Here is a 14,003-nt window from a genome sequence, read left to right on the forward strand (position 1 = left end):
CATAACGGATCGCCATTTCAACGATATCGGCGAACTGCTTGTCTTTCTTGTCCTTGAAGCCGACATTGCCTGGATTGATGCGATATTTTGCGAGCGCTTCCGCACAGGCCGGATGATCAGCGAGCAGCTTGTGGCCGATATAATGGAAGTCTCCGACCAGCGGCACATTCATGCCGAGGCGTTCAAGACGCTCACGAATTTTTGGAACGGCAGCAGCGGATTCATCACGATCCACCGTGATGCGCACAATCTCGGAACCCGCGCGATGCAAAGCTGCAACCTGCGCTACAGTGCCATCGATATCAGCCGTATCGGTATTGGTCATCGACTGGACAACAACAGGTTCACTGCCGCCAACGATAACTCCGCCAACGCTCACGCCAACGGATTGGCGACGGGGAAATGGATGCGAAAAATAGCTGACGGTCTCGGAAGACATTGTGCTCTGTTCTTTTGTCCTGCCGCAATTGCCGATGGAAACCATATTTCACGCATCGGGAACTGCTCTTGGTACGGGCCTGCTTTCAGGTGGCGTAGCAAGGCGCAATTGTCAACGCCTGACCGCCTCGCTTTGTTGTTATATAATCACTTGCCGACGCCTTGTCGCCTCCTCATTATGGGATGATTCCAGAGGAGGAGATAAAAAATGCCAAATGCGAATGCCCGCAAAACCGCGATTATCACCGGTTCCAATTCAGGCATCGGACTTGGCATTGCCCACGCGCTTGCGGGTTCTGGGCACAATGTTGTGATCAACTCCTTCACGGACCGTAGCGAAGACCACGATTTGGCAAAAACAATCGCCGCAGAACATGGCGTAAGCGTGATCTATGTCAGCGCCGATATGTCCAAAGCTGATGACTGCCGCGCGCTGATTGAAAAGAGCGTGGAAGCCTTGGGCAGTGCCGATATCCTCGTCAACAATGCCGGCATCCAGCATGTGGCACCGGTCGAAAAGTTTCCGACCGAGCAATGGGATCGGATCATTGCAATCAACCTGACCTCGGCGTTCCACACGTCAGCGGCTGCAATACCACATATGAAAAAAGCTGGCTGGGGCCGGATCATTAACATCGCATCAGCGCATGGACTTGTCGCTTCGCCATTCAAGTCGGCCTATGTGGCAGCAAAGCACGGCATTGTCGGCTTCACAAAAACGCTGGCACTTGAACTTGCCCTTGCCAGGATCACGGCCAATTCCATCTGCCCCGGCTATGTGCTGACCCCGCTTGTCGAAGCGCAGATACCCGATCAGATGAAAGCTCATAACATGGATCGCGAAACAGTAATCCGCGAAGTCATGCTCGATAAACAGCCGACGAAGGAATTCGTGACCACTGCTCAGATCGGTGCGCTTGCGGCCTTCCTTGCAACGGATGCCGCAGCGCAGATCAATGGTGCCGCCCTCCCGGTCGAGGGCGGCTGGACCGCTGAATAAACATCGAGCAATAATCGCTCGATGTATTTTTTCCACGCATTATCCTACGCAAAACCGCTACGCACTTTTGCTGGAAATGCTTTAATGCGAACTATCCGCATATTTTGCCAGTCCTGAGAAAGCGAGCACGACTAACAACAGCACAGGCAATGACAGGAACACGACGCTGAAGCCGCTATGCTTGGCGACAAAGCCGATCAGCGAAGGCGCAACCAGCATTCCGGAATAGCCCATGGTGGTGGCAATCGACAGGCCAACACTTGGATTGATGCCTGGCAGATTGCCGCCAATCGAGAAGGCTATCGGCACCATGTTGGAAATGCCGATACCGCAAATGGCAAAGCCAAAGATCACCGCGTAAGGGTGGCTCGACAGGCCGACAATCACCATGCCGATAATAGCAATCGATGTGCAGAAGCGCAGCGTGTTGATCGCGCCGAAACGGTCGCGGACAATATCGCCTGCAAAGCGCATGATCGCCATGGTCATGGAGAAAGCTGCGAAGCCAAAACCAGCGACCGTAACTGACGCACCCATTTCATCGCGCAGATAATATGCGCCCCAATCAAGTATCGCGCCCTCCGGGATCATCGAGAACAATGCGATAATGCCGACAAGCCATGGCAGCGCATTGCGCGGCAGCACCAGCTTCTGCTTCTCGCCGCTTGGATGATGAAACTTGTCCGCGACAATCGAAGGCCATGCAAAAATCAGCAATCCTGCTGCCACAACGGTCGCAATCAGCGCATGAATAGTCGAGCCGACATGCGCGATGAGAAAGCCACCGGTCGCGGCACCAATCAGTCCGCCAAGGCTCCAGAAAGCATGACAGGACGACATGATAGCCCGGCGCATGTTCTTCTCAACGGCGACCGCATTGGCGTTCATTGCGACATCCATCGCACCTATCATGCCGCCAAAATAGAACATGACAATCACAGCTGTGACGATATTCGGCACAAGCGCAATAATCAGCAAAGCGGGGATAAGTCCGATTGCAAACAGCTTGACGACGGCGCCCGAACCGCGATGTGCGGACAATGCACCGGCCACCGGCATCATCGACAGAGAGCCGACACCGAAGACGAGGATCATCAATCCCATGCCACTGGTATCGAGCCCGAGACGCCCTGCAAATTCGGGAATTTTCGGCGCCCAGCCGCCAAAGATATAACCATTCATCAGAAAGAGCAGCGCCACAGCGATACGCTCTCTGGTTACAATTGGCGCACGGTCATTCAGCGCATCGTTTCGTCCGGCCGTCTGTTCCATCATGTCCTCAGTCACGCCCTTCTACGGCGTGTATAATCGTCATGCCCGATGCCCGATAGGGCGCAAGCACATCTTCATTCGCATCCTGCTCGACAGCCATAACATTGACCGCCTCAATGGGTATGACATCGTGCGCAGCAACTGTGCCGAGCTTGTCACTGGTGATTGCCAGAACCACCTTGCGGCTGCGCCCGGCAATAACCCGCTTGAATTCTGCATCTTCCAGATGAAGCGCTGTGATGCCCGTTTCCGCTGAAAAGCCGCAGACACCAAGCATACAAAGATCAGGCCGCACCAGTTCCGCATCGCGCAAAGCGCGCGCACCAACCGCCGCACTCACGCGACGATCAATAGGGCCACCGATCATCACGACGTCGATCTTGTCTGACTGCAGAACAATAGCAGCAATGGAGGGCGTGTTGGTGACAACGGTGATCACATCACCCCGATCAGCCAAAAGACGCGCAAGCGCCAGATTGGTTGAGGAGGAATCCAGAAACACCGTCATGTTCGGCTCAATGAGAGCAGCCAGCGCGGCGGCAAGAGTCGTCTTGGCCTCCGGTCTTTCCGTATCGCGCTCTGCGAGCGGCGCGTAAGAAGGAGCTGCCTTCAAAGCACCGCCATAGACGCGCTTGCAAAGCCCCGCCGCCGCCATCTCGCGGAGGTCACGGCGGATCGTGTCTTCCGAAACTCCGAATGACCCCGCAAGCTCGCTCGCCAATACGCGTCCGGACTGCTCAAGCAGTGCTCGAATGCGCGCCTGTCTTTCGTCCAGTAATAGCTCTGTCATCGATCGTTCCTGTTACCATGCACAAACATGCATGAATCGGTAGAAACGTGCATAGCAGATTTTTATGACCATGCAAGCAAAAGAAAACGCCGCACCCTTTACAGGGGACGGCGTCAATCATTCTATGATGTGAAAGCTGGATCAGTCGGCGTAAACGACAAGCAAATCCTTTGCGTCGATCTGTTCGCCGGGGCGCACAAGCACTTCGGCAATCGAGCCATCGCGTTCTGCACGCAGAGCCGTTTCCATTTTCATGGCTTCAATGGAAAGCAGCACATCACCTGCCTTCACGTTCTGGCCTTGTGCGACAGCAACCGTGGACACAACACCCGGCATCGGCGCGCCGACATGCTTGTCATTGCCCAGTTCCGCTTTGCGCTTTACGCCACCCGACGCGCCCTTGGCACGGTTTGGCACCTTCACGCGGCGCGGCTGACCATTGAGCTCGAAGAACACAGTGACCATACCCTTCTCGTCGGTCTCTGACATCGCCTGATTGACGATCACAAGCGTCTTGCCGCGTTCGAGGTCAACGAAAACTTCTTCTTCCGGCTTCAAGCCATAGAAGTAAACCGGAGTTGGCAGAACACTGGTCGGACCATAGTTTTCCTGTGCCGCCGCATAGTCGGTGAAGACCTTTGGATACATCAGGTAGGAAGCAAATTCCTGATCCGTGATCTCGCGACCAAGCGTTTCCTCAATCGACTTGCGCTCGGCTTCAAGGTCAGCGGCTGGAAGCAGCGAACCGGGACGTACCGTGAAAGGCTTTTCGTCTTTCAGCACTTTCTTCTGCAACGATGCAGGCCAGCCCGATGGCGGCTGACCGAGATCGCCGCGCATCATCGACACAACCGAATCCGGGAAGGCAATGTCCTTGTCCGGGTTTTCAACATCGGCAACGGTCAGGTCCTGAGAGACCATCATTAGCGCCATGTCACCCACCACCTTAGAGGACGGCGTGACCTTGACGATATCGCCAAACATGCGGTTCACATCGGCATAGGCCTGTGCCACTTCATGCCAGCGGGTTTCAAGACCCAGCGAACGGGCCTGCTCTTTCAGGTTCGTGAACTGACCGCCCGGCATTTCATGCAAGTACACTTCCGAAGCCGGTCCCTTAAGATCGCTTTCAAAGGCCGCATACTGATTGCGCACTGCTTCCCAATAGAAGGAAATGCGGCGGATCGTTTCCGTGTCCAGACCCGGATCACGTTCCGAACCATGCAGCGCCTCGACAATCGAACCAAGGCATGGCTGCGATGTATTGCCGGAGAAGGCATCCATTGCCGCATCAACCGCATCGACACCGGCATCAACCGCTGCAAGCACCGTTGCTGCCGAAATGCCCGACGTATCATGGGTGTGGAAGTGGATCGGCAGATCGGTTTCTTCGCGTAGTGCCTTAAATAGCACGCGTGCCGCCGCAGGCTTCAACAGACCCGCCATATCCTTGAGAGCGATGATATGCGCACCAGCCTTTTCAACCTGCTTGGCCAGATCGACATAATATTTAAGGTCGTATTTGGCGCGTTCCGGATTGAGAATATCGCCCGTATAGCAAATGGCCGCTTCACAAAGCTTGTTCTCTTCCAGCACCGCATCCATCGATACGCGCATGTTCTCAACCCAGTTGAGGCTGTCGAACACGCGGAACAGGTCCATGCCGCCGCGCGCTGCTTCACGCACGAAATACTTCACCACATTGTCCGGGTAGGACTTGTAGCCAACGCCATTCGCACCGCGCAGCAGCATTTGCAGCAGGATGTTTGGCGCGCCTTCGCGCACCATTGCCAGACGTTCCCACGGATCTTCCGTCAAAAAGCGCATCGACACATCAAAGGTCGCACCGCCCCAGCATTCAAGCGAGAAGAGGTTCGGCAGCGCCTGCGCATAGGCATTGGCCACACGCGCAATATCATAGGTACGCACGCGGGTTGCCAGCAATGACTGGTGGCCATCACGCATGGTCGTATCGGTCAACAGAACGCGCTTCTCATTGCGCATCCATTCGGCAAACTTCTGCGGTCCAAGCTTGTCCAGCAACTGTTTGGTGCCATCGACCACCGGACGATCACCAAACCACGGCACAATTGGCTTCGCCGCATCCTGCGATGGCTCAGCACGGCCCTTGGTTTCCGGATGACCATTGACGGTAACATCAGCCACATAGGTCAGAAGCTTGGTCGCACGATCCTGACGCTTCATATGCGTGAAAAGCTCAGGCGTCGTATCGATGAAGCGCGTCGTATAGTCATTCGACTGAAAACGCGGATGATTGATGATCGCTTCAACGAAGGTCAGGTTCGTCGCGACACCGCGAATACGGAACTCGCGCAATGCGCGGTCCATACGACGGATGGCTTCAATCGGCGTCGAACCGGACGCCGTGACCTTCACCAACAGTGGATCATAATAGCGTGTGATGACCGCGCCCGAATAGGCAGTGCCACCGTCGAGACGAATGCCAAAGCCCGAAGCCGAGCGATAGGCCTGAATGCGTCCATAATCCGGGACGAAATTCTGCTCAGGGTCTTCGGTGGTGATACGGCACTGCAGCGCATGACCGTTCAGGCGAATATCCTTCTGCTCCGGCACCCCTGATTCCGGCGTTCCGATAGCATAGCCTTCCAGAATATGAATCTGCGCCTTGACGATATCGATACCCGTCACTTCTTCCGTGACAGTATGCTCCACCTGAATGCGCGGATTAACTTCGATGAAGTAAAACGCACCGGTATCGGCATCCATAAGGAACTCGACCGTACCCGCACCAATATAATCGGTGGCATGGGCGATCTTCAGGCCATAGCCTGCCAGTTCCTGACGCTGCGCATCATTCAGGTAAGGTGCTGGCGCACGCTCCACAACCTTCTGGTTACGGCGCTGGATCGAGCAATCGCGCTCATAAAGATGAACCGCATTGCCATGCGTATCGCCCAGAATCTGCACTTCAACGTGACGCGCACGCTCGACGAGCTTTTCGAGATAGACTTCATCCTTGCCGAAAGCTGCTTTGGCTTCGCGCTTGGCTTCCGTCACTTCACGATCAAGATCTTCCTCGGCACGAATGGCGCGCATACCGCGACCACCGCCACCCCATGATGCTTTCAGCATCAACGGATAGCCGATTTTGGCCGCGAGCTTCTTCACTTCCGCTATATCGTCCGGCAGCGGATCGGTCGCAGGCACAACCGGAACGCCAATCTCAATTGCGAGATTACGCGCAGCTACCTTGTTACCGAGACGGCGCATGGTTTCTGGCTTTGGGCCGATGAAAATGATGCCGTTCTCAGCACAAGCATCGGCAAATTCGGGGCTTTCCGACAAAAGGCCATAGCCCGGATGAATGGCATCAGCACCTGAAAGCTTGGCAACGCGGATGACTTCATCAATCGACAGATAGCTTTCAATCGGTCCGAGATCACGCGCGAGATGCGGTCCACGACCGACCTGATAGCTTTCATCTGCTTTAAAGCGATGCAGTGAGAGTTTATCTTCCTCTGCCCATATGGCCACCGTTTTTATGCCAAGCTCATTGGCTGCACGGAACACGCGGATAGCGATTTCGGAACGGTTGGCGACCAGAATTTTACGGATGGACAAGGCAGAACTCCCACACTGCAATGATCGGTATGGCTTTGATTAGCCTGCAATCTAAGCAAGCGCAAACAAACTGTGCAACTGCGATACAAAAACAAAATGCCCGACCAAAAGTCGGGCATCCTGCCAAAATTTGAAGCAAATTTTGCTAATATATGAGGCAATCTGCACAGTATTACTGGCTAAATAGTACATTCAGCCAATTGAACATTGTTCAGAACTCACTTTGAAAAGTGAGTCTGCCTCTTTCAGTCTTATTTCTTCTGGAAGTAGTTATATTTTCCATCGTCGCCCTTGCGCCATTCGAACATGACATAAGGTGAAAGGCTTGGATCACCCTTTGCATCATAAGAGACGTCACCGAGCACCGTCTTGAACGGACCCTTGGCCTTCATGGCTTCGGCAACCGACTGCGGATCGTTGTTTCCGGCAGCATTGGCTGCATCAACCAGCGACTGCACACCTGCATAGGCGTAGAAGGTATAGGCTTCCGGCTCAAAACCCTTGTCGCGGAACGCCTTGATCAGATCAGCATTGGCTGCATCGTCACGCGGATCCGGGCCGAACGTATTCAGAACACCCGCAACCGCATCGCCAGCAATCGAAGCCAGCTCGTTGGAAACAATGCCGTCACCGGAGATGAACTGTGCCTTCAGACCCTGATCGGCCATCTGACGAATGATAAGGCCTGCTTCCGGATGCATCCCGCCCCAATAGACGGCAGTAATGCCTGCAGCTTTCATCTTGGAAATCAGCGCTGAGAAATCCTTATCGCCCTGATTAACGCCTTCATACAGCGTCTCTTCCTTGCCATTGGCATTGAGCGACTTCTTGGTTTCATCTGCAAGACCCTGACCGTAAGGGGTCTTGTCATGCAGGATCGCGACTTTGCCGTCCTTGTAGGTATCGGCAATGTATTTGCCCGCAACGATGCCCTGCTGATCATCACGACGGCAGGTACGGAAGGTGTTCCACAATTCGCGTTCAGTGAAGGTTGGGTTGGTCGTGCCCGGCGCAATCATCAACACGCCGTTTTCAGCGTAAATATCGGAGGTTGGAATGCTGACGCCCGAATTGAAATGGCCGATCACGAATTGCACGCCGTCACCGACGAACTTATTGGCAACCGAAATCCCCTGACGTGGATCGGCAGCATCATCGCCATAAACGATCGTGATCTGCTCGCCGTTCATGCCGCCCTTGGCATTGGCTTCTGCCACAGCCGCTTCAACGCCGCGCTTGATCTGGTCGCCATAAGCCGCCTGACCACCGGTCAATGGTGCACCAACGCCAAGTAGCACATCAGCAAACGACACGCCGCCCATCGCAACCAGAGCGGAAAGGCACACACCACAGAATAAGGACTTTTTCATTTCAATTCTCCCATTGAACCACGATCTCCGGACTGAATTCCGGAGCCGCCAATTCCACTGGAAGAGAGTTTTTCTTACCCCGTGCGAGAGACAGGCCTGATGCTATGAATTGACAATCCACGCACCCAACGCTTCCCGACACCCTCGCCCCTCCTCCAGGGAACGAATTGCCAACCGTGCTTTACGCCAAACAATGTCGTTGCATTAGGTAAAATGGCTTTGATCAGTATTGTCCATCCTCATTAATATCTAAATTTGATGCTTTTTCCGCATGATGTCATGAATTTAAAGTTTTCGTAAAATAAAAATGCCCGGCATATAGCCGGGCACTTTTCTTAGAGACGTAATAATACAGACAGAGACTTACTGCTGAATGTAATTATATTTCCCGTCTGCACCCTTTTCCCACTTATACATTACGTAACCTGGGAGTTTCGGGTCGCCCTTGGCATCATAGGAAAGATCACCAAGCACAGTTGGGAACGGACCTTTTTCCTTCAACGCCTTAGCAATTTCCTGTGGGTCGTTGCTGCCAGCTGCCTTTGCAGCACCTGCCAGAGACTGAACAGCCGCATAGGAGTAGAGCGTGTAGGCTTCTGGTTCAAAGCCTGCGTCGCGGAACTTCTTGACGAGATCAGCATTGGCTGGGTTGTTGCGTGGATCTGGGCCAAATGTGTTCAACGTGCCTTCAACAGCTGGACCTGCAATCGAAGCCAGCTCGTTGGAAACGATACCGTCACCCGAAATGAACTGAGCCTTCAGACCCTGATCAGCCATCTGACGAATGATGAGACCCGCTTCCGGATGCAGACCACCCCAATAAACGACGGTGACGCCTGCCTGCTTCATCTTGGCGATGAGTGCAGAGAAGTCCTTCTCACCGACGTTCACGCCTTCATAAAGGGCTTCCTTGGCGCCGAGCTCGTTGAGCTTCTTCTTGGTTTCATCTGCAAGACCCTGACCATAAGGGGTCTTATCGTGGATCACAGCAATCTTCGCGTCCTTGAAGTTGTCGAAGATATACTGACCGGCAACGATGCCCTGCTGATCGTCACGGCCGCAGGTACGGAACGTGTTCCACAGGTCGCGCTCGGTATAGACCGGGTTGGTCGCTGCTGGCGAAATTTCGAGAATACCGTTTTCGGCATAGACTTCAGACGCCGGGATCGAAACACCGGAGTTGAAGTGGCCGATCACGTATTTCACGCCATCAGCGGCAAACTTGTTTGCAACCGAAATACCCTGCTTTGGATCCGACACGTCGTCACCGAGCGTAATCGAGATCTTTTCGCCGTTGATGCCACCAGCATCATTGATTTCCTTGATGGCTGCTTCCGCACCCTTCTGGATCTGCGCGCCATACACAGCGTTTGGACCAGTCAGCGGTGCGCCGATGCCCAAAAGTACATCTGCCCAAGCCGAGCCACTGAAAGCCATCACCGCTGCAAGAGCAACGCCTGAGAAAAGCGATTTCTTCATTACTTGAACTCCCGATTATAGTTACCCCGAACGATGTTTTTGCATCGCTTTATTATCTTGCTGATTTGCCAGCAATATCTACGCTGAACCTGTTTTTCAGCGTGATCTTTTTAAAAAAGCTCCGCCGCCAGAGCATTTTGAGTTTTCTATTTTATCAGAGAAAATGCTCTGAATTATTGTTTTTAAGCCGTCCCCCAAAACCGGTTTCCACTTCTGGGGGACATGCTCTCACGGCGAAGCTTCGAATTATTTTGCCTTCCAGCTAAGTGGTGAAGCTTTTTCATAGAGCCAGTTATACTGGCGCACCATTTGTTTGGTGCGCGTATAACGATAGCCGATCGTACCGATGACCATCAGCACGATCACATCAACCAGATAGTAGTGCAGCGAAAGCAGCGTGCCCTCAAACAGCGCATAGTGGATAAACCGCACGGCTGCGCCCAAAGGGATCAGATAGAGCAAAAGCTGCGGATAGGTCCGCCATGTCTGTGCGCAGGCACGGCCTGTCATCCAGGCAGCCCAGCCACCCAGAAGGCAGGTGATGAGAAAAAACAGCCAGAATGACGGTTCTTCGTAGAGAATTCCCTGCATGATTTTTCTCCTTAATGCCTTCCGCCTTCGAGATAGGCGGCACGCACTTCCGGGTCAGCCAGCAGTTCGCGGCCAGCGCCGCTCATTGTGATTGATCCATTGACCATAACATAGCCGCGATCAGCAAGCTTCAGCGCACCGAAAGCATTCTGCTCGACGAGAAACACTGTGAGACCCTGCGTGCGGTTGAGTTCCTTGATAGCCTCGAAGATCTGCTTGACGATCAGAGGAGCAAGACCCAGTGACGGCTCGTCAAGAAGCAGGAGCTTCGGACGGGCCATCAGCGCGCGCGCAATCGCCAGCATCTGCTGTTCACCACCCGAAAGTGTGCCGCCACGCTGATTGATACGCTCCTTCAGACGCGGGAAGAGTTCGAACATCAGAGCAACATCTTCCTCGAAATATTGCTGATGATCGAGGCTCGCACCCATCTGCAGGTTTTCAAGCACTGTCATGCGCGGGAAAATGCGGCGACCTTCCGGCGATTGTGCAATTCGTAGCTTCGCAATCTCATGCGGCGGCATTGACGTAATGTCCTTGCCGCCGAAAAGAATGCGGCCTGTACGAGCGCGCGGCGAACCGAAGATGGTCATCATGAGTGTGGACTTGCCAGCACCGTTGGCGCCGATCAGCGCTACGATTTCACCCTCGTTGACTGTCAGGTCGATGCCCTTGAGTGCGCGGATGTTGCCGTAATAGGTCTCGACCTTTTCGACGGCCAGAAGCGGTTGCTTTGGTTGCATAGTGTCAGCCGTCATTATTCAGCTCCCTTCTTGGGCTTTGCCGGAGCTTTGGCGCTCTTCGTGCCTTTAGGGGCTCTGGCTGCCTTTGCGGGAGCAGTCTTATGGCTCGTAGGGACATCACCGGCTTCAACACGGGTTGAAAACTCGGTTGCCTGACCAGAAGCAAGTTGTACTGCCTGCCCCACCCAGTCTTCGCGGGCAATGCGACCGTCGAATTCCAGATAGGTTTCAGCCTGAACGATGTCAGCTTCAGTCCAGGCGGCAATCTGATCAAAATGATAGATGCCGTGCTCGTTGAGCTTCTTCTCGTTGACTTCACCGATGCCCTTGATGAGCGTCAGATTATCAGGCTTGCCATCACGCGCTGCAGCCAATCCGCCTGCAAAACGAACGGCCTCTTCAGCCTTTTCTTCCTCGATTGCCTCTACAGCAAGCTGAGTTGCGATAAAGTCTGCAGGATCGCCAGTGCCCGGCTTGTCCGCTTCCTCGATCAATTCTGCGATCTCATCGTCATCAACGCCGAGATAGGCGGCGATAACGCGCGGATCGTTGCGCACTGCTTCCGGTGAGCCGTCAGAGATCTTTGTGCCGTATTCAAGCACGATCACATGGTCGGAAATTTCCATAACCACTGACATATCGTGTTCGATCAACAGGATCGACGTGCCGGTTTCCTTGCGAATATCGAGCAGCAGCTTGTTGAGCTCTGCCGATTCACGAGGGTTAAGACCCGCGGCCGGCTCATCGAGGCAGAGAATTTCTGGCTCAGTGCACATGGCGCGCGCAATTTCCAGACGGCGTTGATCGCCATAAGGCAGATCGCCAGCCGGGTCGTCCGCACGATCAATGAGATTGATCTTCTCAAGCCAGTGGCGCGCTTTTTCGACCGCTGCCTTGGCGGCTTTCTTATAGCCCGGCAGACCCAGAAGACCGAGGATCGTGTAACCTGACGAACGCATCAGCACGTTGTGCTGTGCGACAAGCAGGTTTTCCAGCACGGTCAGCCCCGAGAACAGACGAATGTTCTGGAACGTACGTGCAACGCGGGCATCCTGCGTAATCTTGAAATCGGGCAGGCGTTCCAAAAGGAACTTTTCGCCCGTATTCCGGTTCATGGTCAGCATACCGCCTGTTGGCTTGTAGAAGCCGGTGATGCAGTTAAAGACCGTCGTCTTGCCCGCACCGTTAGGACCGATGATGGCTGTGATGTCGCCGCGCTTCACATCGAAGCTCAGATCATTGATCGCGACGAGACCACCAAAGCGCATCGACAGATGCTCAACTGTAAGAATGGTGTCTTTCGAACCATTGCCAGCCATAATTTTTGTCTCCGCCATCAGCCGTGCCCTTCCTTGGTAAAGGCACCCGACACCAACTTCTTCTGATTGAGGAACGCGCTCGGTTCTCGGCTTCCGACAAATCCGCGCGGTTTCCAGACCATGACGACCACCATGGCAAGACCGAAGATCAGCATACGGTAGAGTTCAGGTGTGAAGTTGGCGCCGAAAATAGCTTTCAGGAAGCCCATTTCACGCAGGATTTCCGTGCCGCCGATCATAACGATTGCAGCAATCGCAATACCGACGAGCGACCCCATACCGCCAAGAACGACGATGGCGAGAATGACTGCGGATTCAAGGAACACGAAGGATTCCGGGCTGACGAAACCTTGACGGGCAGCGAAGAAGGAACCCGCAAAACCACCGAACATCGCACCCGTCGCAAAAGCGGTGAGCTTGGTTGTGGTGGTATTGATGCCGAGTGAACGGCAGGCGATTTCATCTTCGCGCAGCGCTTCCCATGCGCGACCCACAGGCATACGGCGCAAACGGATCGTAACGAGAGCCGTAATCAGCGCGAGTATGAGGATCACATAATAGAGGAAGAACTTGTAGTGAGCAGCCGAGAATGTCAGGCCGAAATAGGCGGCAAAGCCGTCTTTGCTGGCATTGAAAGGCAGACCGAAGAAGGTTGCCTTGGCGATACCGGAAATACCGAACGTACCCTTAGTGAGATCCGTCCAGTTGATAAGGACAAGTCGGATAATTTCACCAAAAGCCAGCGTCACGATGGCGAGATAGTCACCACGCAGACGCAAGACCGGGAAGCCGAGAATAACACCCCAGGTCGCAGCCAGAATGCCTGCAATCGGCAGCAGCATCCAGAAGGACAAACCGAAATAAGCCGAAAGAAGCGCGTAGGAATATGCACCCACAGCGTAGAAAGCGACATAGCCGAGATCGAGAAGGCCAGCGAGGCCAACCACGATATTAAGGCCCCAGGCCAGCATCACATAGATGAGGATCTGGACGCCGAAATTGTCGACCCACTTCAACGATCCCTGCCAACCAAGCATGGTAACGATCAGAACCGGGTAGACGAAAAGAAACACCACACCAATTTTTGAGAAATGAGCGCGGAAGAAAGACGGCGCTTCAGCAGCCACCACAGGGCGGCTTGCTTTTGCGAATTTGCGGGCCTCAAGCGTGGGCTGCAGGAACGCGATAAAGGCAAAGCGACCAAAAGCCGCCAAAGCCACCAGGATTGCCAGCGCCCCCCAGCGCTGCTGCAACACCAGCTCGTTATTGATGTTCTGATCGGTCTTGAAACCGACGATCAGAATGAAAAGTCCCAAAGCCAGAAGACCGGCAATGAACCCTTCACGAATAGCCCGGGCAAAAAGGGAATCCGGGCGTGAACCTGTTTGTACGGCCATG

General features: G+C 54.1%; 11 protein-coding genes. 1 reads left to right on the forward strand and 10 read right to left on the reverse strand.

The features are described from left to right. Positions 1-439: flavodoxin-dependent (E)-4-hydroxy-3-methylbut-2-enyl-diphosphate synthase (locus tag RT142_RS19260; RefSeq protein ID WP_313030796.1), on the reverse strand; the 439-nt coding region annotated here is incomplete at its 3' end. Between the two features lie 207 nt (positions 440-646). Between RT142_RS19260 and RT142_RS19265 the strand changes: the two genes are divergently transcribed. Beyond that, entirely contained in the window at positions 647-1,438 is a 792-nt protein-coding gene (locus RT142_RS19265; protein ID WP_313030798.1) for a 3-hydroxybutyrate dehydrogenase, read from the forward strand. A gap of 81 nt (positions 1,439-1,519) precedes the next feature. Here the strand turns inward: RT142_RS19265 and RT142_RS19270 are convergent, their stop codons facing one another. From RT142_RS19270 to livM, 9 genes are all read right to left on the reverse strand, one after another. Next, complete coding sequence (locus RT142_RS19270) at positions 1,520-2,710, reverse strand: MFS transporter (protein ID WP_112808184.1); 1,191 nt, start codon at positions 2,708-2,710, stop codon at positions 1,520-1,522. 7 nt (positions 2,711-2,717) lie between these two features. Next, a complete protein-coding gene (locus RT142_RS19275) occupies positions 2,718-3,500 on the reverse strand; it encodes a DeoR/GlpR family DNA-binding transcription regulator (RefSeq protein ID WP_079212303.1) in 783 nt (260 codons plus the stop codon). Positions 3,501-3,641: 141 nt separating this feature from the next. Further along, entirely contained in the window at positions 3,642-7,103 is a 3,462-nt protein-coding gene (pyc, locus tag RT142_RS19280) for a pyruvate carboxylase (RefSeq protein WP_207442001.1), read from the reverse strand. A 251-nt stretch (positions 7,104-7,354) separates the two neighbouring features. Continuing rightward, complete coding sequence (locus RT142_RS19285; protein ID WP_112808188.1) at positions 7,355-8,473, reverse strand: branched-chain amino acid ABC transporter substrate-binding protein; 1,119 nt, start codon at positions 8,471-8,473, stop codon at positions 7,355-7,357. Between the two features lie 363 nt (positions 8,474-8,836). After that, positions 8,837-9,952, reverse strand: coding sequence for a branched-chain amino acid ABC transporter substrate-binding protein (locus RT142_RS19290; RefSeq protein ID WP_007876799.1), 1,116 nt, complete (start codon positions 9,950-9,952; stop codon positions 8,837-8,839). Between the two features lie 246 nt (positions 9,953-10,198). Continuing rightward, positions 10,199-10,543 carry a DUF6867 family protein gene (locus tag RT142_RS19295; protein WP_007876800.1) on the reverse strand — a complete coding sequence of 115 codons (345 nt, stop codon included), beginning with the start codon at positions 10,541-10,543 and terminating at the stop codon, positions 10,199-10,201. Positions 10,544-10,554: 11 nt separating this feature from the next. Continuing rightward, the gene (locus RT142_RS19300) at positions 10,555-11,301 is read right to left on the reverse strand and encodes an ABC transporter ATP-binding protein (protein ID WP_313030801.1); all 747 of its coding nucleotides are present in this window, start codon (positions 11,299-11,301) and stop codon (positions 10,555-10,557) included. Continuing rightward, entirely contained in the window at positions 11,301-12,605 is a 1,305-nt protein-coding gene (locus RT142_RS19305) for an ATP-binding cassette domain-containing protein (RefSeq protein WP_313030880.1), read from the reverse strand. The genes RT142_RS19300 and RT142_RS19305 overlap by 1 nt, the downstream gene beginning before the upstream one ends. Before the next feature lie 17 nt (positions 12,606-12,622). Beyond that, the gene (gene livM, locus RT142_RS19310; RefSeq protein WP_007876803.1) at positions 12,623-14,002 is read right to left on the reverse strand and encodes a high-affinity branched-chain amino acid ABC transporter permease LivM; all 1,380 of its coding nucleotides are present in this window, start codon (positions 14,000-14,002) and stop codon (positions 12,623-12,625) included. Position 14,003 lies beyond the last annotated feature (1 nt).

Origin of the sequence: Brucella sp. (assembly GCF_032066345.1) — a bacterium.
GTDB classification, from domain to species: Bacteria; Pseudomonadota; Alphaproteobacteria; order Rhizobiales; family Rhizobiaceae; genus Brucella; species Brucella pseudogrignonensis.